25 protein-coding genes are annotated in these 20,277 nt (G+C 44.0%); 22 read left to right on the forward strand and 3 right to left on the reverse strand.

Annotation, left to right across the window (positions count from 1 at the left end):
• The first annotated feature begins 5 nt into the window (after positions 1–5).
• The 6 genes from UF75_RS05065 to mltG all read left to right on the forward strand — a co-directional run bounded on the left by UF75_RS05065 (position 6) and on the right by mltG (position 4,851).
• A complete protein-coding gene (locus UF75_RS05065; protein WP_045573516.1) occupies positions 6–260 on the forward strand; it encodes an IreB family regulatory phosphoprotein in 255 nt (84 codons plus the stop codon).
• Positions 261–482: 222 nt separating this feature from the next.
• The gene (locus UF75_RS05070) at positions 483–1,424 is read left to right on the forward strand and encodes an aldo/keto reductase (protein ID WP_045573517.1); all 942 of its coding nucleotides are present in this window, start codon (positions 483–485) and stop codon (positions 1,422–1,424) included.
• A gap of 39 nt (positions 1,425–1,463) precedes the next feature.
• Complete coding sequence (gene ruvX, locus UF75_RS05075; RefSeq protein WP_045573518.1) at positions 1,464–1,886, forward strand: Holliday junction resolvase RuvX; 423 nt, start codon at positions 1,464–1,466, stop codon at positions 1,884–1,886.
• Between the two features lie 62 nt (positions 1,887–1,948).
• A complete protein-coding gene (locus tag UF75_RS05080; RefSeq protein ID WP_045573519.1) occupies positions 1,949–2,269 on the forward strand; it encodes a DUF1292 domain-containing protein in 321 nt (106 codons plus the stop codon).
• A gap of 462 nt (positions 2,270–2,731) precedes the next feature.
• Positions 2,732–3,811 (forward strand): VanW family protein, encoded by a 1,080-nt coding sequence (locus UF75_RS05085; protein WP_242860116.1) that lies wholly within the window; start codon positions 2,732–2,734, stop codon positions 3,809–3,811.
• Positions 3,812–3,831: 20 nt separating this feature from the next.
• Complete coding sequence (gene mltG / locus UF75_RS05090) at positions 3,832–4,851, forward strand: endolytic transglycosylase MltG (RefSeq protein ID WP_045573521.1); 1,020 nt, start codon at positions 3,832–3,834, stop codon at positions 4,849–4,851.
• Positions 4,852–5,091: 240 nt separating this feature from the next.
• Here mltG and trpB read toward each other — a convergent pair whose 3' ends face one another.
• The 3 genes from trpB to UF75_RS05105 all read right to left on the reverse strand — a co-directional run bounded on the left by trpB (position 5,092) and on the right by UF75_RS05105 (position 8,764).
• On the reverse strand, positions 5,092–6,267 hold the full coding sequence (gene trpB / locus UF75_RS05095; protein WP_156146234.1) for a tryptophan synthase subunit beta: 1,176 nt from the start codon (positions 6,265–6,267) through the stop codon (positions 5,092–5,094).
• 424 nt (positions 6,268–6,691) lie between these two features.
• Positions 6,692–7,900: a VWA domain-containing protein gene (locus UF75_RS05100; RefSeq protein WP_045573523.1), complete on the reverse strand. Its 1,209-nt coding sequence runs from the start codon at positions 7,898–7,900 to the stop codon at positions 6,692–6,694.
• A gap of 3 nt (positions 7,901–7,903) precedes the next feature.
• On the reverse strand, positions 7,904–8,764 hold the full coding sequence (locus UF75_RS05105) for a MoxR family ATPase (RefSeq protein ID WP_045573524.1): 861 nt from the start codon (positions 8,762–8,764) through the stop codon (positions 7,904–7,906).
• A gap of 115 nt (positions 8,765–8,879) precedes the next feature.
• Between UF75_RS05105 and UF75_RS28000 the strand changes: the two genes are divergently transcribed.
• The 16 genes from UF75_RS28000 to UF75_RS05180 form a co-directional block, all read left to right on the forward strand.
• Positions 8,880–9,020, forward strand: coding sequence for a hypothetical protein (locus UF75_RS28000; RefSeq protein WP_156146236.1), 141 nt, complete (start codon positions 8,880–8,882; stop codon positions 9,018–9,020).
• Positions 9,017–10,276 carry a U32 family peptidase gene (locus UF75_RS05110; protein WP_045573525.1) on the forward strand — a complete coding sequence of 420 codons (1,260 nt, stop codon included), beginning with the start codon at positions 9,017–9,019 and terminating at the stop codon, positions 10,274–10,276. The genes UF75_RS28000 and UF75_RS05110 overlap by 4 nt, the downstream gene beginning before the upstream one ends.
• Before the next feature lie 27 nt (positions 10,277–10,303).
• Complete coding sequence (locus UF75_RS05115) at positions 10,304–10,558, forward strand: DUF4911 domain-containing protein (protein WP_045573526.1); 255 nt, start codon at positions 10,304–10,306, stop codon at positions 10,556–10,558.
• Between the two features lie 94 nt (positions 10,559–10,652).
• On the forward strand, positions 10,653–10,892 hold the full coding sequence (locus tag UF75_RS05120; protein ID WP_045573527.1) for a DUF4911 domain-containing protein: 240 nt from the start codon (positions 10,653–10,655) through the stop codon (positions 10,890–10,892).
• Positions 10,893–10,969: 77 nt separating this feature from the next.
• Positions 10,970–11,713: an RNA polymerase sporulation sigma factor SigK gene (gene sigK / locus UF75_RS05125; protein WP_045573528.1), complete on the forward strand. Its 744-nt coding sequence runs from the start codon at positions 10,970–10,972 to the stop codon at positions 11,711–11,713.
• A 71-nt stretch (positions 11,714–11,784) separates the two neighbouring features.
• Positions 11,785–12,315 carry a YqeG family HAD IIIA-type phosphatase gene (locus UF75_RS05130; protein WP_045573529.1) on the forward strand — a complete coding sequence of 177 codons (531 nt, stop codon included), beginning with the start codon at positions 11,785–11,787 and terminating at the stop codon, positions 12,313–12,315.
• Between the two features lie 164 nt (positions 12,316–12,479).
• Positions 12,480–13,319 (forward strand): shikimate dehydrogenase, encoded by an 840-nt coding sequence (gene aroE, locus UF75_RS05135; protein WP_045573540.1) that lies wholly within the window; start codon positions 12,480–12,482, stop codon positions 13,317–13,319.
• A 17-nt stretch (positions 13,320–13,336) separates the two neighbouring features.
• Positions 13,337–13,786, forward strand: a complete 450-nt coding sequence (locus tag UF75_RS05140; RefSeq protein WP_348983028.1) for a type II secretion system protein — start codon at positions 13,337–13,339, stop codon at positions 13,784–13,786.
• A gap of 22 nt (positions 13,787–13,808) precedes the next feature.
• The gene (aroC, locus tag UF75_RS05145) at positions 13,809–14,957 is read left to right on the forward strand and encodes a chorismate synthase (protein WP_045573530.1); all 1,149 of its coding nucleotides are present in this window, start codon (positions 13,809–13,811) and stop codon (positions 14,955–14,957) included.
• A gap of 103 nt (positions 14,958–15,060) precedes the next feature.
• Positions 15,061–15,594 carry a shikimate kinase gene (locus tag UF75_RS05150; protein ID WP_045573531.1) on the forward strand — a complete coding sequence of 178 codons (534 nt, stop codon included), beginning with the start codon at positions 15,061–15,063 and terminating at the stop codon, positions 15,592–15,594.
• Positions 15,566–16,660 carry a 3-dehydroquinate synthase gene (gene aroB, locus UF75_RS05155; RefSeq protein ID WP_045573532.1) on the forward strand — a complete coding sequence of 365 codons (1,095 nt, stop codon included), beginning with the start codon at positions 15,566–15,568 and terminating at the stop codon, positions 16,658–16,660. Before UF75_RS05150 ends, aroB begins: the two co-directional genes overlap by 29 nt.
• A 293-nt stretch (positions 16,661–16,953) precedes the next feature.
• Entirely contained in the window at positions 16,954–17,307 is a 354-nt protein-coding gene (locus tag UF75_RS05160; protein ID WP_242860117.1) for a type II secretion system protein GspG, read from the forward strand.
• A gap of 66 nt (positions 17,308–17,373) precedes the next feature.
• Positions 17,374–17,766, forward strand: a complete 393-nt coding sequence (locus UF75_RS05165) for a hypothetical protein (protein ID WP_045573533.1) — start codon at positions 17,374–17,376, stop codon at positions 17,764–17,766.
• Positions 17,753–18,292, forward strand: coding sequence for a prepilin-type N-terminal cleavage/methylation domain-containing protein (locus UF75_RS05170; RefSeq protein WP_045573534.1), 540 nt, complete (start codon positions 17,753–17,755; stop codon positions 18,290–18,292). Before UF75_RS05165 ends, UF75_RS05170 begins: the two co-directional genes overlap by 14 nt.
• Entirely contained in the window at positions 18,229–18,681 is a 453-nt protein-coding gene (locus tag UF75_RS29855) for a hypothetical protein (RefSeq protein ID WP_242860118.1), read from the forward strand. Before UF75_RS05170 ends, UF75_RS29855 begins: the two co-directional genes overlap by 64 nt.
• Positions 18,645–20,277, forward strand: a 1,633-nt coding sequence (locus UF75_RS05180) for a type II/IV secretion system protein (protein WP_045573544.1), incomplete at its 3' end; no start/stop codon positions are given. The genes UF75_RS29855 and UF75_RS05180, both read left to right, overlap by 37 nt.

Consider the following 20,277-nt stretch of genomic DNA (forward strand, 5'->3'; position numbering starts at 1 on the left):
GGAAAATGGATCGAATGGAAGAAACCATGATGTTTAAAGCAGTGGGAGAAGAGGACGTTTCTGCCCGAACTATTTTGCAGCAGGTATACGCCGCTTTGCAAGAGAAAGGTTATGACCCCATAAATCAAATGGTTGGCTATCTCTTGTCCGGCGACCCCGTATATATTACGAGCCACAACCAGGCACGAGCTATGATTCGTAAACTGGAACGCTTTGAGCTAATCGAAGAGCTGGTCAGAAATTATTTACAAGACAAGTAATGCTAGAACCCTCACTCATCGTGGTGAGGGTTTCAACGTTAGCGAGGCACGAGGCACGAAGCACGAAGCACGAAGCACGGAACACAAAACACACGAAATAGGAGACAAGAGACGGACTTTGATGCTCGAATTTCGGCTTTCGGCCTCAGCCTGGAACTGGAACTCGAACTTCGCGCCTCGTGCCTCGTGCTTCGAGCATCGCATTCGAAAGGAGAATAAAAGATGCGTCAGGTCAAGCTTGGGTTATGGGGGCCGGAAATTTCGGAAGTTTGCTTCGGAAGTTTAGCGATATCCCCATTACAAGGGCGCGTAACAGAAGAAGAGGGAATGTTAGTTCTAAAATACGCCCTTGAACAAGGGGTAAACTGGATTGATACTGCTGAGATTTATGACAACTATGGGCAAATTGCTTCGGTCATCAAAGCATATCCAGACGTTCGAATTGTCAGTAAAACGTATGCAGTCTCAGCAAAGGAAATGTATGTGAGCCTTGAAAAGGCACGGACTGCCCTTAATCGAGATACTCTCGACTTCTTTCTGCTCCATGAACAGGAAAGTGCATTAACTCTTAAGGGACACTCAGAAGCTTGGGAAGAACTTCTAATAGCCAAGCAGAAGGGGATTGTGCGCTGGATTGGTATTTCTACCCATGCCGTGGCAGGAGTCCGGGCTGGGGCGCTCCAGCCCGGATTAGATGTGATCCATCCTATCTTAAATTATCAGGGTTTAGGGATAATCGATGGGAATTTACCCGATATGCTTGAAGCTATTTCATTTGCTTCTGAATTGGGTATTGGGATTTACGCCATGAAGGTTTTTGGAGGCGGACATTTGACCAATGATCCGGAAAAAGCTGTAGAGTTTGTCCATAGGGTTCCTGGTATCCAAGCTATGGCTTTGGGAATGTCCAGTCGGGAAGAAGTCGATTATAATTTGCGCTTAGTTTCAGGGCAGAAAATACCGTCAGAGTTGCGGGAAAAGGTTAAGCACAGAAAGCGAAAACTTTATGTGGCGGATTGGTGCCAAGGGTGTGGGTTATGCATTGATGCCTGCCCTCAGGGTGCATTGCAACTTGAAAAGATAGCAGTTGTAAATGATAAAGCGTGTGTGCTTTGCGGGTACTGCGGAAGGGCTTGTCCACATTTTTGCCTTAAAATTGTTTAGGGTTGGGGGTAAACAAAAGGTCGGTTTGGAGGGAATCGTGTGCGCATTATGGGCTTGGATTTTGGAACGAAAACGATTGGTGTGGCGATGAGTGATGCTTTTTTTTGGACTGCCCAAGGAATTAAGACGATTAGGCGCTCCAAGAAGGAGATCGATGAATTGCGAGAACTCATCCGCGAGTATGAGGTAATGGAAATTGTGATCGGTTACCCAAAGAATATGAACGGAACCTTGGGGCCCCGTTGTGAAGCGACCGACGAGTTTGCGGAGCGCATACGTTCTGAATTTGGATTGCCAGTGGAATTATGGGATGAGCGTTTAAGCACGATGGCTGCACAGCGGACTCTTCTGGAAGCGGATGTGTCTCGTGCGAAACGAAAGCTCGTCATTGATAAGATGGCAGCTGTTTTTATTCTTCAGGGTTATCTGGATCGACGGAGTTCGAGAAATATTCAAGTATGATATTTGACAATCATTACCTACAATAGTACAATGACCATATTCTTTGATAAGAGGTGAATTACATGTCCGATCAACCACATGACCATGATGAGCATGACGCTGAAGAGTTTGACACAGTCGTTCTCACAGATGACGAGGGAAAAGACCATGAGTTTCTGCATCTGGATACCTTGGAACTTGAAGGCTCGACATACTTTGTCTTAATGCCTGTTTCTGAAGAGGAATCCGAAGACGAGGATGCCGATGAGGCCATTATTCTTAAATTGGGCAAAGATGCTGAGGGGAACGAAATGCTCCAAGACATCGAAGATGATGAAGAGTGGGAAAAAGTGGCTGACGCTTGGGAGAATTTAGTTGAATCCGAAGAAGACGAAAAAGAATAAAAAGAATTACTCTTATAGCCTTAGCTCATAGTTAATACAAAGAACTCGCAGAGAATGCTCTCAGCGAGTTCTTTTGTGTTTCATTGCAATTATCGTGAGTTATATTACTAAATAGCAATAAACTCTGAGATAAACCTCTGACTCAACGGAAATACTAAGGTTGATGAAAGTAGGTGTGAATTATGAAAAAAGGTAGACGACTATGGATATGGACTTCCTACTCAGCCTTAACCGTTTTTTTTAAGCATAGCTTTATTAGGAGGATGTATCCCTTCAGGTCACACCATAGAGGCCGAAAATAATTCCTTTAAAAAAGTAGAGAGTAATGATGATAAAAAAAATAAGGTTATCTTAGATGGGACAAAAGTTGATGATTTAGATCTAAGTGGCACCCTAGCATCCGAAGTACCTGCAAAGGTCGATGGTTGGGTTAAGGACGAGCTGGAAGAAACGCGTGTCCTGTTGTACAATGAAAAAGAGATTCCGATTTCGCTAAAAGACATCGGTATCGAAGTAGATAAGCAGAAGATTATTGAAGAGACCCAACGTTTTCCTGGATTGAAAGTTTCCAGTGTGCTCAAAGTGGATCCTTTAACTGCAAGTCAGGTTCTTGAAGAAAAATTACAGAAATTTATTCGACCCGCAAAAGATGCTTCTTACAAGATTGAAAATGATAAAATCGTTATTCAACCTGCTGAAAATGGTCGGACAGTAGCCACTGACAAGTTAATAAACTATATTCAAAAATTTACTCTCAGTGAAGTTCCGACACGGATAGAACTTCCAATGGAGGAGGTTCCTGCCACCTTAGCGACTGAAACTCTACAATCAATGGCCTTTGATTCAGTCATCGGGGAATTTACGACTAAGTTTTCAGTTGAAGAAGGAAACCGTTCTGCCAATTTGACCTCGGCAGCTATGGCTTTGGATGCTAAAGTCCTTCTTCCAGGGGAAATTTTTTCATTTAACGAGACAGTAGGTCCCCGAGAACCAGGGACAGGGTATAAAGAGGCCTACGTGATTGTCAATGGAGAATATGTCCAAGGAACTGGAGGCGGCATATGCCAAGTCTCCTCAACTTTATATAATGCTGTGTTATTAAGCAATTTAGAAATCGTGGAACGAAAACCCCACGCGATGGTCGTTGGTTATGTGCCACCCGGTCAAGATGCTACCGTCAATTATCCTAATCTTGATTTCAAATTTAAAAATAATTCTACGAGTTTAGTTTATTTGCGAACAGAAGTTAAACAAGGAGTTCTTACTATTCGGATATGGGGTAAAAAGACAGGGAAATCCGTCCGTATTGAACGACAAGTGGAGAAAGAGATCAACTTTAAGGTGGAAAATCGACTTGACCCCAAGCTGCCTGGAGGTCGAATTGTCCAAGAACAAAAGGGTACCAAGGGAATCGTTGTTAACACTTGGCAGATCATTCGAGACGAGAATGGCAATGAGAACAAGCAGTTTCTAGGGCGTGACTGGTATGCTCCCACAAATCGGATTTTACGAATAGGGACTCGTGGTCTTTCTAAAACATAGGTGGAAAGAGGGAGTGAGAAATGTCCAGGAAGAAAAATACCGTGGGCATACTAAAGTGGATTATTCTTCTTTCCTTGGTTGGGGGATTTGGTTTAGTGTCTTGGTGGTCTTGGGCGATTCAACCGTACTCAAACGCCAGCAATAGTATGAAAATTACGATTGCTCCCGGGACAACGGCTGCCCAACTGGCGGAAGAATTGGAACAGCATCAGCTTATACGTAGTGCGTGGATGTTTAAGTTATTAGCACGTTTACGGAACGAAGAATTCAGGCTATATGTTGGAGACTACCAATTAGCCCCGATGATGTCTCCCGATGAAATGATCAATCGCCTAATAAAAGGGGCAGCGATGATGGATACCCAGCGTGTAACCATTCCAGAAGGCTATACCACGGATCAAATTATTGACTTATTAGTACAGAAGGGTATTTCGAGCAAACAGGATTTGACAAAGGTGATTATGGAAGATACTTTCCCTTATTCGTTTTTAAACGATGCACCCAAGGGGATCCATCGATTAGAGGGGTATCTATTTCCCGATACTTATGAAATTAGTAAGAATTCTACTCCCCACGCTGTGATTGATATCTTCCTTAAACAATTTGAGAAAGAACTCACATCAGATGAAAAGACTCAGCTTGATAAAATGAAATTATCCGTTTCCCAGTGGGTTACCTTGGCATCTTTGGTCGAAAAAGAGGCGGTGAAAGAATCAGACCGCCCCTTAATTGCTTCAGTTATAATAAATCGATTAAAGATTAACCAGCCCCTTCAAATTGATGCTACAATTCAGTTTTTGCTCGAAACTCCAAAACCAAAACTTTATAACAAGGATCTTCAGATTCCCTCTCCATATAATACGTATCTCCATACAGGATTAACGCCGGGACCTATTGCCAATCCCGGACATGCCTCCCTGCAAGCAGCCTTGTATCCGGACCAAACGGAATTCCTATACTATGTGGCGAAAAAAGACGGTTATCATGCTTTTGCTAAAACCTATTTGGAGCATTTAAAAAACGTAAAGTTATATCAGTGATGGTTAAGCGAGATGGATTTTGCACGTTCACCCGAAACTCCCGTTGCTGCTCACTGGACATTAAAGCGAAAACGCTAAACCCTTCTGCTTTCTGCAAGTTAACCCATAGCGTTTTCAAGCTTTAACGTCGGCGTTCGCTTGTCGCAACTCCGTTTAACGGGATTCTCTTTGCAAAATCCATCTCTGCTTTGGGGGAGGGCTAGAGCATAGGCGTTGGGGTGAGATGATTTTACTTATTAATTAGATTTTCTTTGCCAGGTTGAAGATTTGTTCGACGTCTTTGTCACCGCGGCCGGATAGATTGACGATTAGGATTTGGTCCGGATTCATGGTAGGGGCGAGCTTAAGTGCATAGGCGACCGCGTGAGCACTCTCTAGAGCAGGAATGATCCCTTCTGTTTTAGAAAGTCTGTGGAAAGCATCGAGGGATTCTTGGTCTGTAATACTTACATACTCGGCACGGCCGATGTCTTTCAGGTAGCTGTGTTCTGGTCCTACACCGGGATAGTCGAGACCCGCCGAAATGGAATGAGTGGCGAGGGGCTCTCCCTTTTCGTCTGCCATGACGTAACACTTGAAGCCATGCACGATTCCAGGTGCTCCAGCTGTGAGGGGAGCGGCGTGTTTTCCGGTTTCTAACCCTAAACCGGCTGGCTCAACTCCGATCAGTCTAACATTTGCGTCGGGAATGAAATTCGCAAACATGCCAATCGCATTACTTCCCCCTCCGACACAAGCCATGACCGCCGTTGGAAGTTTCCCTTCAGCTTCCAAAATTTGTTGACGTGCTTCCCGTGAAATAATCGATTGGAAGTGTTTGACGAGGGTGGGGTAGGGATGAGGCCCCACGGCCGAACCGAGCATATAAAAGGTGGTTTCGTAGTTAACTGCAAAGTCACCTAGAGCTGCATCTACAGCATCCTTAAGGGTGCGTGTGCCTGACGTAACGGAGATCACTTTGGCTCCTAAAAGTTCCATGCGGAAGACATTGGGGGATTGGCGCTTAGTATCCTCTTCTCCCATATAAATCACGCACTCCATGTCAAATAGGGCACAGGCCGTGGCAGTGGCAACCCCGTGCTGTCCAGCACCCGTTTCGGCGATGACTCGTTTGGAACCCATGCGTTTAGCAAGTAATGCTTGACCGAGGACATTGTTGATTTTATGAGCACCGGTATGATTTAAGTCCTCACGCTTAAGATAGATTTTTGCTCCGCCTAATTGTTTGGATAGTTTCTCTGCAAAGTAAAGTGGATTGGGACGACCAACGTATTGGCGTAGATAGTAGTCGAGTTCCTCATTGAAAGCAGGGTCATCCTTATAGGTTTCAAAGGCCTCGTCCAATTGATTCAGAGCATCTTGTAATTGGGGTGGAACAAAACTGCCGCCATATTCACCGAAATAACCTTTTTCCATGTTGGATTCCTCCATTTTTTGTTATTTTTGAAACTAAAAAACTTTCCGCCCTACAAAGGACGGAAAGTTAATTTCCATTATGCCACCTTTTCGTATGGGACCAAAATGAGCCCATACTTAAGTTCTTAGATACGGAGTAGCCGTGAATCTCGTGCATAAAAAGCAGATGCGGAGAGTCGACCTCTCGATATCCGTGTCTCTATAACGGGAAACCCCCGGTATCACCTAATGACGCCAAAGCGTGTTCGGATTACGACTCTGAGATCCATTCAGTCTACGGGAAGTGTATCAGACTTTCACCTTTTCTGACTCGCTAGAACATTCCGCAAAAGACTTACTAATTCTCATCATTGTCTTGCATGTTAATTTACTGAATTGTAATATAGCAGCAGAGTTTCGTCAAGGGGTATTGTGTAAAAGATTTTCACTTGCGTACCATTAATTTCTTGATTGCCCGATCAAGGCCCTCGAGGGTTAATTCAAACATAGGGAACATATCACGCACGATTTTTAGTGTTTGGGAGCCGTGAACACGTTCCCAATACTTCTCTGGAAGAGGATTGAGCCAGACGTTGTAGGGGAACTTCTTAGCCACACGCTCTAACCAAGTGATTCCAGGTTCCTCGTTGCCAATACCCCAATAGATGTTACCATCGCTCATCATCAGTTCACTCGGTGCCATGGCAGCGTCCCCAATGATAATCACCTTATAATCAGAGTTGAGCGAACGCAGAATATCCTCTGTTTTAACGGCTTTTTTCGGGTTATTTGAAGCATCTAGATAGAGAAGATCATAAAGGCAGTTATGGAAGTAGTAGAACTTCAGATCTTTGAAATGGGATGATTTATGAACCGCTGAGAACAATTGGCTACAAATATTGGCATAAGGCGTCATTGAACCACCAACATCCATCAGAACGATAACTTTGACAGAGTTTTTTCTTGGTCTTGTCCAGACAAGCTTTAAGCGTCCAGCATTTTTACAGGTTTCATCAATCGTATCCTCTAAGTCTAGTTGATCCTTAACTCCATCAAGGCGCGTACTAAACTGACGCAGCTTGCGTAAAGCGACTTCAAACTGGCGTACTCCTAACGTTTCATCACTGCGATAGTCTCGGTAATTCCGCTCGGTCGCCACTTTCACAGCGGATTGACCGTAGGATTCCCCCCCGATTCTCACTCCACCAGGATGAAAACCGGAGTGCCCAAAGGGCGAGGTCCCGCCCGTGCCAATCCAATTACCTCCACCATGATGCGCACCATCTTGCGTGCGCAGACGTTCTTCCAAAGCTGCCTTTAAACTTTCCCAATCCGGCAAGCCTAACTTTTTTAATAGCTCATTTCGTTCTTCTTCAGAGAACATTTTTGGAGGCAAAGGATTTTCCATCCATTGAGAAACTTGATCCAATAATTGTTCTGGGGTTTCCATCCCTTGAAAATACGTCTGAAAAGCGAGATCATATTGGTCAAAATGACTTTCACTTTTAACCAGAATGGCTCTTGCCAAGTAGTAAAACCCTGATAGGCTTGATTCAGCTAAACCAACCGAAAGCGCCTCCATAAGGGTCATCCATTCTGTGATAGAAACAGGAATACCCTCACGACGTAAGGCATAGAAAAAGTTTGTATACATAGTCTACCAGCCACGTTTGGCTCGAGACGGAGCTTCTGTACCGCGTGTATGGAGTTGTCTCAAAGTCAGATCAAAATCTTGATTCTTTTTTAACAAGGTCCCTAAGAAGGGAATTTCCTGAGCAATCTTATCGGGCTCGATACCACCGATCGTCAGGGCTTGAACCCAATCGAGAAGTTCACTGGTACTCGGTTTTTTCTGTAAACCTGTGATACTGCGCAACCAATAGAATGCTTTTAAGGCTTCGGCAAGTAATTGATTTTCTAAATCTGGAAAATGGACATGCACAATCTCTTTCATCATGGTTTGGTCAGGAAAGTCAATATAATGGAAAATACAACGCCGCAAAAAAGCATCGGGTAGTTCTTTTTCGGCGTTGCTCGTAATAATAACGATCGGCCTATGTTTGGAGGAGACGGTTTCTCCAGTTTCGGGTATGTAAAAATTCATGACGTCCAATTCCCAGAGTAAATCATTCGGAAACTCTAAATCAGCCTTATCAATTTCGTCAATTAAGAGGACAACCCGTTCGTTGGATTCAAAGGCCTCACCGAGTTTACCTAGCTTAATGTATTGTTGAATGTTAGAAACATTCTGCTCCCCAAATTGACTGTCATAGAGGCGCTGAACAGTGTCATAGACATAAAGACCATCTTGGGCCTTAGTGGTCGATTTAATATTCCAGATAATTAAGTTTAGACCTAGAGAACGAGCAATGCTCTCCGCTAAGACTGTTTTACCTGTGCCTGGCTCCCCCTTAATTAAGAGGGGTCTTTTTAAAGCGACTGAAATGTTGACACTATTCTGAAGATCATTAGAAACAATATAATCTTCGGTTCCTTGATAGAATAAAGGGTCGGTCATCAACAGCTTCCTCCTTAATACCTTTAATCTTCTTTCACCCTAATAATACCACTATTGTCTAAAGTTTGCGTAAACTTTGTCAAACTATTGAAAAAACTAATTTAAGAGTATTCCAATGAGCAGAGGTTTTACTTTAAAAGATATTACAAAAGATATTACGAGGCCTGAAAACCTTATTAATATTATGTTGTTTATGGTAGACTATGGGGAAGCTGATTTAAAGGGTTTAGAGTTAATGTTAGGAGAATTTTCATGAGAAAACCAGAATTGTTAGCTCCTGCGGGAGATTGGGAAAAGTTAAAATTCGCTCTGGCTTATGGAGCGGATGCGGTCTATATGGGTGGTCAGGCGTTTGGCCTTCGCGCTTATGCTGGGAACTTCAGTCTAGAGGAAATGAAAAAGGCTGTGCAATGGACGCATGGGTTAGACAAGAAGCTCTATGTGACGGTGAATATCTTTGCTCATGAGCCTGATTTTGAAGAACTTCCGGCTTATCTAAAACAATTAGAAGGCCTAGGTGTCGATGGAGCTATTGTCTCTGATCCAGGCATCATTGCCATGGCCCAAGAAGTAGTCCCAAGATTACCTTTGCATTTAAGTACCCAAGCCAATAATACGAATTCCTATTCTGTTCGATTTTGGTTGAAGCAAGGGATAGAGCGTGTCGTGCTCGCTCGGGAACTGTCACTTGAGGAACTCCGGGCAATGCGTTTCAAAGTGAAGGGCGGACTGGAGATTTTTATCCATGGAGCGATGTGCATGTCCTATTCAGGTCGCTGTTTGTTGAGCAACTATTTAACAGGGCGGGATGCCAATCGCGGCGAGTGTACCCAGCCTTGCCGCTGGGGATATAGCCTGGTGGAGGAGAAGCGCTCGGATCAAAGCTTTCCGATTGAGGAAGATGAACGCGGAACGTATGTCTTTAACTCACATGATTTGTGTCTTCTGCCACATTTGCCTTTGTTGAAGCCTATTGACCTGGACAGCTTTAAGATTGAAGGGCGGATGAAAAGCGTTCAATATGTTGCCAGTACGGTCAAAGTGTATCGGGAAGCAATAGATACGTTGTGGGATGAGGGAGAGGATGCTTTTCAGGACAAGCTCCCTCTATGGTTAGAAGAGATGGATAAAGTGAGCCATCGGGATTATTCTCCGGGGTTTCTCTTTGGTAAGCCGGGGGCTAAGTCACATAACTTAGAGTCCTCCCATTATGTGCGAGATTATGATTTCGTCGGGGTGAGTTTAAGTGAGGATGACGCTGGAAAGATTACTGAACCTTTTGAGAAAGATACGGCCTGGATAGAACAAAGGAACCACTTCAGGCGTGGAGAGATTTTAGAAGTGCTTACCCCCCAGGGAGTGTCCTGGTCCTTCGAGGTCAAGGAGATGTGGGATACTGAGGGGGAACCTATAGAAATCGCTCGTCATGCCCAGCAAAAAATTAGGATGGCAGTTCCAGCGAGAATTCTGCCGTATAGTATTTTGCGGAGGGCAAAGAACGAAAAAAGATAGGGCGATTGGAAATGAGGGGATAATAAAATGAATCCTTTTGTGCAGGCAAGTTCTGGATATGCGGATACTGATATTATAGTCAATGCGCGCTTAGAACGAGTAGACATGCAGATGTTAGATAAGCTGGTCGAGGGCTTAGGGCACCTTGGCATTGTGACTACGACAAATAAAGCACTTGGTGAAGTCATGATTCAAACGACGAAGGATTGCTGGCCAGACTTAAAAAAGGCCATCGAAACGATGCCGTTTGAGATTGAGTTTCTTAACAGCCGCAAAAAATAAAGCATAAGCGTAGTTAAGATAATTAGTTTAATGATAATTATCTTAATTTTCTAGTGATCGAGAAAAAGTGGATAGGAATAAGGGAGATAAGAGGATGAATCATGTAGTGCAAGCGAATGCCTTGTTTTCTGAAATAGATACGATCATCAAAGCACGCATAGACCGCACAGAAATCCAAATGCTATGCAAATTGGTGGAGGGATTGGGTCATCTGGGCATTGTCACCACAACAAATAAAGAATTAGGAGAAGTCATGATACAAACGACGAAGGATTGTTGGCCGGAGTTAAAGAACGTGATTGAGAAGATGCCGCTTGAGATTGATTTTATTTAAACGACGGTCATTGTGGATAGGCAAATTCTCCTCCCCTCAAGCATAAGTATTAGAACAGTGCGAAAGGGGTGGTGAAGATGTTCGCGGAACTATTTTTTGTCAGTATGGCACTCTCTGTTCTGAAGGGAGTTTCCTTACTAGTCTCGTATATTAACAATAATGCCTTTCCCCAGCCCTTAAATGAGCAGGAAGAAGCGCGTTATTTGAAAATTCTTGGTGATAGTAAAACAGAACCCTTTATTTTAACCCTCGAAGTTGAAAACGCGCGCAATACCTTAGTGGAACACAATTTACGGTTAGTGGCTCACCTTGTCAAGAAATTTGATGGAACCGGGGAGGATGGGGACGATTTGATCTCGATTGGTACGATTGGGTTAATTAAGGGAATTAATACGTTTGATCCGGGAAAAGGGACAAAACTCGCCACCTATGCTGCCCGTTGTATTGAAAACGAAATTTTAATGCATTTAAGGTCCTTAAAAAAATCCCGCGGTGAGGTTTCCATTTACGATCCGATTGGGATGGACAAAGAGGGGAATGAAATTTCACTGATCGATGTCTTGGGTTCGAACGAAGAGGACATCTCCCTGAAGGTTGAAAATGAATCGGAACAAAAAGCTTTACTTGAACTTGTGAAAAAATTGACGAAAAGGGAAAAATTAGTGCTTCAATTGCGTTATGGATTAATGAACAGCCCGAAACGGACTCAGCGAGAAATTGCCAAAGCTTTGGAGATTTCCCGGTCGTATGTATCACGCATTGAGAAGAAAGCTATCCAAAAATTAATGGAAGAGATGGGAAAGATTGATCCAAATAGATAAGTCCTTTACTTGCTCTCACGGCCTCCTCTAGGGTATAATATATAATAAACTTCGGCACTTTGGAGGATTCAATGTTTGAGTATTTTCGACCGACACTTCAAGCTAATTCGCTCGATCTTATTTCGGTAGATCAACTTGTTCAAGATGGGATCCGTGGGCTAATTATCGATTTAGATAATACCATGACTCCGTGGAATAATGTCGAAGTGGGTCCTAAAGTGGAGGCGTGGTTTACGAGAGTCAAGCAAGCAGAAATTCGGGCCTGCGTAGTATCAAACAATAGTAAACGTCAACGCGTAGCGGTGGTTGCTGATCGCTTGGGAATACCCTTTATTTTCGGAGCGACAAAGCCACGCCGAAGAGCTTTTCGAGCGGGAATGGACCTTTTGGAGACTGGGCAGAAGGATACGGCTGTGATCGGAGATCAGTTGTTCACAGATATCCTGGGTGGGAATCGGCTGGGCCTTTATACGATTTTGGTCACACCCATCAATGATCATGAATTTATCGGAACACGCTTTATGCGTCGGATGGAGAAAGTACTTGTCTGGCTAATGAAGCATTTTGCACCTGCGAAACCGTTCAGCCCAAAAATTCATTGAGCATCTAGGAATGGCTTAGCCATTCCTTTTGTTTACTTTTTGAATTCAAGGGCTCGCGCACTATTTTGGTGTACATAACTTAGGGTTGGTATCAGCTGAATATTCATGATATCCTTGATGTCAACAAGGACGGGGGAATAAAAATGGAAAAAAATAAGGATGAACTGGAAAAACATTTTGCAGTGATTGGTGATCCAATTCAGCAATCACTTTCTCCTTGGATGCATAATGCGGGATACAAAGCTTTAGGAGTTAAAGCAGAGTACCATCGTTTTCGAGTAAAGCCCAATCAATTGGCTGAGGCAGTGGGGGGACTTTGTGCTCTGGGGTTTTCGGGTTGGAATGTTACAATACCCTACAAGGAACCCATCGTTTCCCTTCTCGATACCTTAACCCCAGAAGCCCGGCGCGCTGGTGCTGTAAACACAGTGAAAATCCACGAGGGGCAAAGAATTGGTCACAACACGGACGGGGCGGGGTTTGTTCGGTCCGTAGAAGCGGAAATCAACGGTTTTCAAGGAAAAAAGGCAGTCCTTCTCGGTGCTGGTGGAGCGGCAAAGGGAATTGCCCTGGCACTGGCAGAGCAAGGAATGTCTTTACATATTATTAATCGGACTCCAGAAAAGGCCGAGCAATTAGTTCAAGTGATTCAACGCTGGGGAGGAACTGCGACATCGGGAGAATTTGCTCCGGGAAAATGGTTGGAGGATGTGGACCTGTTAGTTCAGACTACCTCCCGAGGGTTACTCAATGAATCGTTTCCCTTTTCCATTAATGGGATTTCAAATCGGGCGCTCGTGGTTGATATTATCGTTAATCAGAGAGAAACGGACATTTTAAGAGAAGCGAAACTACGAGGTTGTCGTACGCTCAACGGACTAGGAATGCTTTTGTATCAAGGAGCTTTAGCTTGGGAGTTCTGGCTCGGTGGACAGGCTCCTGTCGAGGAAATGCGACAAGCGTTGAAAAGTCAGCTCTTTCAGAGAATGTTTGACAAAGGGTAACGGTTGGAGTTAGAGGGATGAAGAAAATGCCAAATCAACAAGGGGAAGATTTTGGATTTACGCTTCTAGAAATGATCCTTGTATTGATGCTATTAGCGGGTGCGAGTTTTGTTCTTCTGATTAAGCTTCCAATAAACTTTGAAAAAGAACGCTTAGACTTCGCTACAACACAATTGTTGGCAGAAATTCGTGATGCCCGGCAGGCTGCGCTTGCGGAAAATAACTGGTATTCGGTTAAGTTTTACCATCAAACGGGGGATCATCATTATCAGATTTTTAAACAAGGCACGAGGGTTAAAGACGTCTATTTCAAAGATGGGATCCAATTTCTCGGAAGCCCACAAGATTTAGAATTTAATGCTTCTGGTCGAAGTGTAGGAACAACGATTATCTTGACAACCCCTTCGGGTAAGCGAAGAAGCGTTATTGTAGCTCCAGTAGGGATGCGGATTAGAGAAAACGATTAAAGATAGAGAGAAGGGATAGTAGATGCGCTTTTTAACGGCTGGAGAATCACATGGCCAAAAGCTAGTCGGTATTATAGAAGGACTTCCGGCTGGAATGGAGATATCTAAAGATAGAATTGATATGGCGTTAAGGCAGCGCCAAATGGGACCTGGACGTGGTGGGCGAATGGCTATTGAACAAGATGAGATACAAATTATTTCCGGAGTTCGAGGAGGATTAAGTACAGGCGCACCAATCGCTTTGGAGATCCTTAACCGTGATTGGGAAAACTGGGAAAAAATCATGGCCTGGGGAGAATCGGCTGACTTAGATAGCCGAAAAGTGTTAACCCCTCGGCCAGGACATGCTGATTTAACGGGTTACCTTAAATATCGTACAGAAGTTCGAAATATCCTCGAACGAGCAAGTGCACGTGAGACTGCCATGCGGGTAGGGATAGGAAATATTGTTAGGCAAGGTTTGACTGCCCTCGGAGTGGAAATTAGAGGGCATGTTTTAGCGGTGGGCGGTGTTCATGCGTTGCGTTCAGATAAGGAAGAGTATTGGCAGCAGGTAAAACAGTCCAAGTGGTCGGTAGGGGATCCACTTGCTGAAAAATTGATGGATAAACAACTCCTCACGGCTCGAGATCAGGGTGAATCCTTGGGAGGACTCTTAGAGGTGCAAGTGTATAATATCCCAGCAGGGTTAGGATCCCATGTGCATTGGGACCGAAAGTTAGATGGAAAACTTGCTCAAGCGGTTCTCTCAGTTCAAGCGATGAAAGGGGTTTCTTTTGGGCTTGGATTTGAAGCAGGAGAACGTGTGGGTTCGTTAGTGCATGATCCAATCACTTATCGCCCAGGTCGGGGCTTTGCTAGAGCTTCTAACCATGCGGGAGGGATTGAAGGAGGAATGAGCAACGGGGAACCCATTATCCTTCAAGCAGTCATGAAACCTATTCCGACCCTCTATCACCCTTTAGATACAGTCCATTTGGAAACCAAAGAAACGATAAAGGCCAGTGTAGAACGATCGGACGTTTGTGCCGTGCCGGCCGCATTAGTTGTTTTGGAACATGTGGTGGCTTGGGTAATCGCTGAAGCGGTCCTTGAGAAATTCCCCGCAGATAGCTTTATAGAATTAAAAACTACATGGGAGGATTATAAGGAACACTTACGTAGGTTGTAGGGTAAAACTAATTCTACGGATTGGACTTATTAGGGCTTAGGGCTATATGTGCGATTTGTGTTCATCAAAACGATTGTATTAATCAGCGAGAGGATTGATCTCCATGCGAAACATCGTTCTCATAGGATTCATGGGAACCGGCAAAAGTACGGTTGGTAAGCGCTTAGCCCAAGCGCTTGCATGGGATTTTGTCGATACTGATTGCGAAATTGGGGAAGTTACAAATCTGACCGTGACCGAAATTTTTCGTCGTCATGGGGAGAAGCGTTTTCGCTCAGAAGAAAGTATTGTGGTTGCGAGGCTCAGTCAACTAGAGCATATCGTTATTGCAACAGGAGGAGGAACCGTATTGAACCCGCTCAATTGGGAGGCGCTGGCTAATAATGGGACTGTCATTGGCCTTCATGCTTCACTAGAAGCAATTCTTCGGCGAATAGGTCATAAAAATGACCGCCCGCTTCTCAAGGGCCCAAAAGAGGAGATAGAAAAATTATGGTCTGAACGCCAACGATGCTACGCTCAGGCTAACTTTATGGTAGACACATCCGAAAAAAATATTGATGAAGTTGTAAATGAGATTCTTGATCGGCTTGGAAGGAGTGTTAACAATGAATTTAGAGGAGTTGCACAAGATTGAAGTTATCGCAGATAAACCGTACCCAGTATTTTTAGGAGTGCCTATCGAAGATCTAGGGGAGTACCTTCATGCTCAACTTAAAGATGTAGAGCACATTCTGATCATTACGCATCAGGTAGTTGCGGAGCTTTACGCAGAACGTCTTAAGAAAGGTCTGCTTGATTATCGCGTTAATTTATTGACAGTCCCTGCGGGAGAAAGCGAAAAATCGCTGGAACGGTTAAGTCAGCTAACGACGGCGGCTCTGCGTTGTGGTGCGGACCGCAAGACTCTCGTCATTGCTCTCGGAGGAGGGGTAATTGGGGATTTGGCTGGTTTTTTTGCTAGTGTCTTCATGCGAGGGCTACGTTTTATCCAAGTTCCTACGACGCTATTAGCACAAGTTGACAGTAGTATCGGTGGAAAAGTAGCCGTAAATCATCCGGCTGGGAAAAATATTCTGGGTGCCTTTCATCCGCCGTTGGCAGTCTGGACGGATTTCAAGACCTTAGAAAGTTTACCTTGGGCAGAAGTTGAAAATGGGCTAGCAGAAAGCATTAAACATGCGATGAGTGCAAATCCGGACCTCTTTGAGTTTTTTGAAAAACAAGAACAAAGCATTAAGCAACGAGATCCTTTGATTTGGAGCGAAATGGTGACACGATCTTCGTCGGTTAAGATAGGGATAGTGTCTGAAGATGAACGCGAGCAAGGGATACGTGCTTTGTTGAATCTAGGACATAGCTTCGGGCACGCCTTAGAGACGGAAATGAATTATCGCGGAGTGACCCATGGTCAAGGGGTTAGTATTGGGCTCGTAGCAGCTTCCTATTTAGCAAAAATCAAAGGACTCATGACCTCTGAGGAGGTTAGTCGAGTTGAGCAATTACTGACTAATTTTGGTTTACCGACCAAGATTGCTAGAAAAGGGCTAGACCCTAAAATTTTGTTGCAACACATGCAAACAGATAAGAAAAACCAAGGAGGACGAAAAATTCTTATTCTGCCTAAAGGGATCGGACAAGCGGTTATTTCTAAGGAATGTACTGATCCGGAAATATTAAACGCCTGGGAACAGGTTATATAATCTGACTCGTAGGACTTTAAAAAGAATTCAAATCTGGCAGAGATCATGGGATCTTTGTCAGATTTCTTGTTTTAAAGCGGAGATTAGCGCGTTATTATGAGAATAAATAAGGGACGATGACAATAGAAAGTACTTATAAGAAAGATATGTCGAGTCGGAAGGAATTTAAAAAAGAGTAGAGAAATCAAAAAGAATTAAAAGCAATGTAGCTGGTAATGTTGAGAATTGTAACTGCGGATCAAACATAAATTTAAGAATTGTCGACAATTGAGAAGTTAATAAGGAGTGAGGCCTTGAAAAGAGAAAAAGAAACGCAAAGTGGTTTTACATTGTGGGAACTTCTCCTTGTTCTTTCCATAATGGGAGTTCTCTTAACCACCTTTACCCCTCATTTCGATTCAGCCGCGAATCGAGTTAGGGTTCAGGTGGATCTCGCAAATGTAACCAAAATTGAAGGAGCTGCTCAGCTTTACAAGATTGATGTAGGAACGTTTCCTCTGAGGGTTACGGATCTGGTTTACTCCCCAATTGGGGTAAGTGGATGGTGTGGTCCCTATTTAAAGGAGGTTCTACAAGATCCTTTTGATTCCACAAAGAGTTATCAACTTAATGGATTGGGACGGGTCAAAGCAAGAACAGCTTTATAGTCCTAGAAAAGATTCAATCATGATCCGAGTATGGCTTACGAAGTAACTTGAAAATAACAAGGAGGGATGATGACGAAACGAGCATATACTTCTCGGGGGTATGTATTGTTTGATGTATTACTTGCTTTGTTTCTTTTTTCTCTAGGGTTTGCAACTCTCTTTGGTTTGACAGAGGGCGCAGTTGCTGAATCCCGACAAGCCTCTACCCTTATGGAGGGTGCCAATCTTGCTCAGAAAATTATGGAGCGATTGGCGAGCCATGATTGGAGAGATAATCTTGCTCGACAAGATTGCAAACCCGGAGGGATGGTGGAAGGACACGAAGGAAGATTCCGGTGGGTCATTCGTTCAGATTGGCACGATATGCCTCAGCTTTTGAAAGTTAGTGTGGAAGTCTTTTGGATAGAAAACGGCAACCCTTCTCAGTTTAAACTTGAGAGTCTTTATGCCGTCGAATAGCTGTAATAAACATGTTAGCTATTCTGAACGTGGGTTAACGCTTATGGAAGTTTTAGTTGCCTTATTAATTATCGGAATTTTCTTAATAATATCCATGGGCTTTTTCATAGGACAATGGCGGGGTGGGCGTTCTCTTAAAAATCAGTTAGAAGCTCACTATTTCGTGATGACGGCCGGTAAAACAGTCTCAGATGTGATCCGAATGGCTGAAACTGTAGAATGGGTTCCAGAACTTGAAACGTTAAAAATTTTACCCTTGTCGGATGACACTAATCTCACCCCGTCTCTAGATTCCTATTTCGTTGATGACTTAGATCACAACGGTACAAGGGATCTCTATTGGAGACATTTAGGGGCATCTCAGCCTGTAGCGAGTTATGTAACAGGCTGGAAATGCGTGGAGGTGGAGCCAGGACTTTGGGAGATCTTCTTGCAAGCAAGTGTGGAGGGACAAGCGGTTATTTGGCGGAGTATGATCCGGCAACGTTCCAACTCAACAATAACTCGCCTGGCACCACTCACGTAAATGGTTTTAACCAGAAATCAACAGGGTATGTTACTTTACTTATCCTCATTTTATTAACCACTTTAGCTGGGTTTGGGACAGAAGTCTATCTAAAGGCTAATGCGGAGAACCGTATGGTGAAACGAGAAACCCAAAGTAGACAGGCTCTTTACCTTGCTGAGGGAGGAATTGAATGGGCAAAAGCTCACCTGCTAGTCAATCCAGAACTTCGGCAGGGAAACGTTGCTCTGGAAACTGGACGTGTAAGTATTGTTATTGAGTCAATTGAAGGAGGGTATAAAGTGATTTCTAAGGGGCGTTCAGGTTTAGCTATCCGGAAAATTGAGGAAACATTGCAATTGGATACTGGAAATTGGGTTTTAATAAGTTATCAGGAACTGCACTACTAACGATGGAAAAGCATCTTGAATTTAGTCAGTTTTTGCTCGTTAATGGCTATATTGACGAAAAAGGCTTGGCAGTGGGATTGGAGTTTGCACTAGGTGGCAGAGAACCAATTGGGGATGTCCTTGTGCGAATGGGGGTGTTGCCCAAAGCAAGGTTATCAGAAGCCGTGCGTAGATATTTGGGCATTCCGGAAGTTTCGCTGACCCGAGTCATAATTGACCCTGAAATTGCTGGGCAAATTCCCGAAGAAATGGCTCGTCGCTATACTCTCATTCCGTTTGAACGACATTCAGGAATCTTAAGAGTTGCTATGTTAGAACCCACTCACGAACGGGCGCTTCGGGATGTGCGAATGTTTACGGGATTAGAGGTTGAACCTGTTTTTGCTAAGGCAGAAGAAATTCATGCAGCAATTCGCCAATACTTGACGGTGGAACAGTCCGTCGCCCGACTTACCGATCTCGAGGACCATATTTTAGAAGAACCAGGCATCTGGGGGAACGAATTTCTTGGCTCTGCCGAGTTCGATGCCCAAGTTGATGATCCACCCACGCTCAAATTGGTTTACTCTATTTTGCATGAAGCGGTTTTACAAGGAGTCAGTGATATTCATTGGGAACCTCGTAAAAATCAGTTTGTCGTACGTTATCGTATAGATGGTAAACTCCTCAGAAAACACGTGCTCTCTTCTAAAGCCGCCCGGAGTATTGTTTCTTGTTTAAAAGTCATGGCACAAATGGATGTTGCAGAACGGCGAATCCCGCAGGATGGTCGAATGGCGTTCAGCGCGGGGGTTCGGCAGGTCGATTTCCGTATGTCCACTATGCCCACTGTTTATGGAGAAAAGATTGTTGTGCGTATTTTGGACCAAGAGATGACTCAACGTTCGCTTAATGACCTAGGTATGCGTTTAGAGGTGGAAATAGGGATAAAATCCTTGTTGAAACGTCCGAATGGCTTAATCCTGGTAGTAGGACCAACGGGAAGTGGTAAGACCACAACTCTTTATGCTCTGCTCAGAGAATTGAATTCTGAAGAGCAGAACATTATTTCCATTGAAGAGCCTGTTGAATATCAACTTTCTGGAGTAAACCAAGTTCAAGTCAATCTTCCGGCAGGGCTCAGTTTTGCAGTTGGATTAAAACATATCTTGCGGCAAGACCCAGATGTGATCATGGTTGGCGAAATCCGAGATGAAGAAACAGCTAGAATCGCGATAACGGCTGCTCTTACGGGGCATTTGGTATTATCGACCCTCCATACTAATACGGCAGCAGAGGCGTTGGTGCGGCTTGTCGATATGGGGATAGAACCTTATCTCCTAGCGGCAGCTGTCAGTGGGGTTTTGTCCCAACGCTTGGTACGGCGGTTATGCGAACATTGTAAGACAAAGTATAGGTTATCCGAAACAGAAAAACGGGCCCTTCGCTTACCTGCCTCGATAACCTTATTCTTTCGCTCACAAGGATGTCCGGAATGTTTTGACACTGGGTTTCGAGGTAGGATTGGGATTCACGAATTTTTGCTCTATAATCAAGAAATTAAAGATCTTGTGCTTACTCGACATAATTCTAGGGATATTGAGCAACAAGCGTTGG

It is taken from the genome of Desulfosporosinus sp. I2 (assembly GCF_000960765.1).
Classification (GTDB): Bacteria; Bacillota; Desulfitobacteriia; order Desulfitobacteriales; family Desulfitobacteriaceae; genus Desulfosporosinus.

Excerpts from the sequence above, each read along its gene's own strand:
- UF75_RS05065 (WP_045573516.1), top strand. The coding sequence starts at position 6 with ATGGATCGAATGGAAGAAACCATGATGTTTAAAGCAGTGGGAGAAGAG.
- UF75_RS05070 (WP_045573517.1), top strand. The coding sequence starts at position 483 with ATGCGTCAGGTCAAGCTTGGGTTATGGGGGCCGGAAATTTCGGAAGTT.
- UF75_RS05080 (WP_045573519.1), top strand. The coding sequence starts at position 1,949 with ATGTCCGATCAACCACATGACCATGATGAGCATGACGCTGAAGAGTTT.
- mltG (WP_045573521.1), top strand. The coding sequence starts at position 3,832 with ATGTCCAGGAAGAAAAATACCGTGGGCATACTAAAGTGGATTATTCTT.
- trpB (WP_156146234.1), bottom strand. The coding sequence starts at position 6,267 with ATGGAAAAAGGTTATTTCGGTGAATATGGCGGCAGTTTTGTTCCACCC.
- UF75_RS05100 (WP_045573523.1), bottom strand. The coding sequence starts at position 7,900 with ATGTATACAAACTTTTTCTATGCCTTACGTCGTGAGGGTATTCCTGTT.
- UF75_RS05105 (WP_045573524.1), bottom strand. The coding sequence starts at position 8,764 with ATGACCGACCCTTTATTCTATCAAGGAACCGAAGATTATATTGTTTCT.
- UF75_RS28000 (WP_156146236.1), top strand. The coding sequence starts at position 8,880 with ATGAGCAGAGGTTTTACTTTAAAAGATATTACAAAAGATATTACGAGG.
- UF75_RS05110 (WP_045573525.1), top strand. The coding sequence starts at position 9,017 with ATGAGAAAACCAGAATTGTTAGCTCCTGCGGGAGATTGGGAAAAGTTA.
- UF75_RS05115 (WP_045573526.1), top strand. The coding sequence starts at position 10,304 with ATGAATCCTTTTGTGCAGGCAAGTTCTGGATATGCGGATACTGATATT.
- UF75_RS05120 (WP_045573527.1), top strand. The coding sequence starts at position 10,653 with ATGAATCATGTAGTGCAAGCGAATGCCTTGTTTTCTGAAATAGATACG.
- sigK (WP_045573528.1), top strand. The coding sequence starts at position 10,970 with ATGTTCGCGGAACTATTTTTTGTCAGTATGGCACTCTCTGTTCTGAAG.
- UF75_RS05130 (WP_045573529.1), top strand. The coding sequence starts at position 11,785 with ATGTTTGAGTATTTTCGACCGACACTTCAAGCTAATTCGCTCGATCTT.
- UF75_RS05140 (WP_348983028.1), top strand. The coding sequence starts at position 13,337 with ATGAAGAAAATGCCAAATCAACAAGGGGAAGATTTTGGATTTACGCTT.
- aroC (WP_045573530.1), top strand. The coding sequence starts at position 13,809 with ATGCGCTTTTTAACGGCTGGAGAATCACATGGCCAAAAGCTAGTCGGT.
- UF75_RS05150 (WP_045573531.1), top strand. The coding sequence starts at position 15,061 with ATGCGAAACATCGTTCTCATAGGATTCATGGGAACCGGCAAAAGTACG.
- aroB (WP_045573532.1), top strand. The coding sequence starts at position 15,566 with ATGAATTTAGAGGAGTTGCACAAGATTGAAGTTATCGCAGATAAACCG.
- UF75_RS05165 (WP_045573533.1), top strand. The coding sequence starts at position 17,374 with ATGATGACGAAACGAGCATATACTTCTCGGGGGTATGTATTGTTTGAT.
- UF75_RS05170 (WP_045573534.1), top strand. The coding sequence starts at position 17,753 with ATGCCGTCGAATAGCTGTAATAAACATGTTAGCTATTCTGAACGTGGG.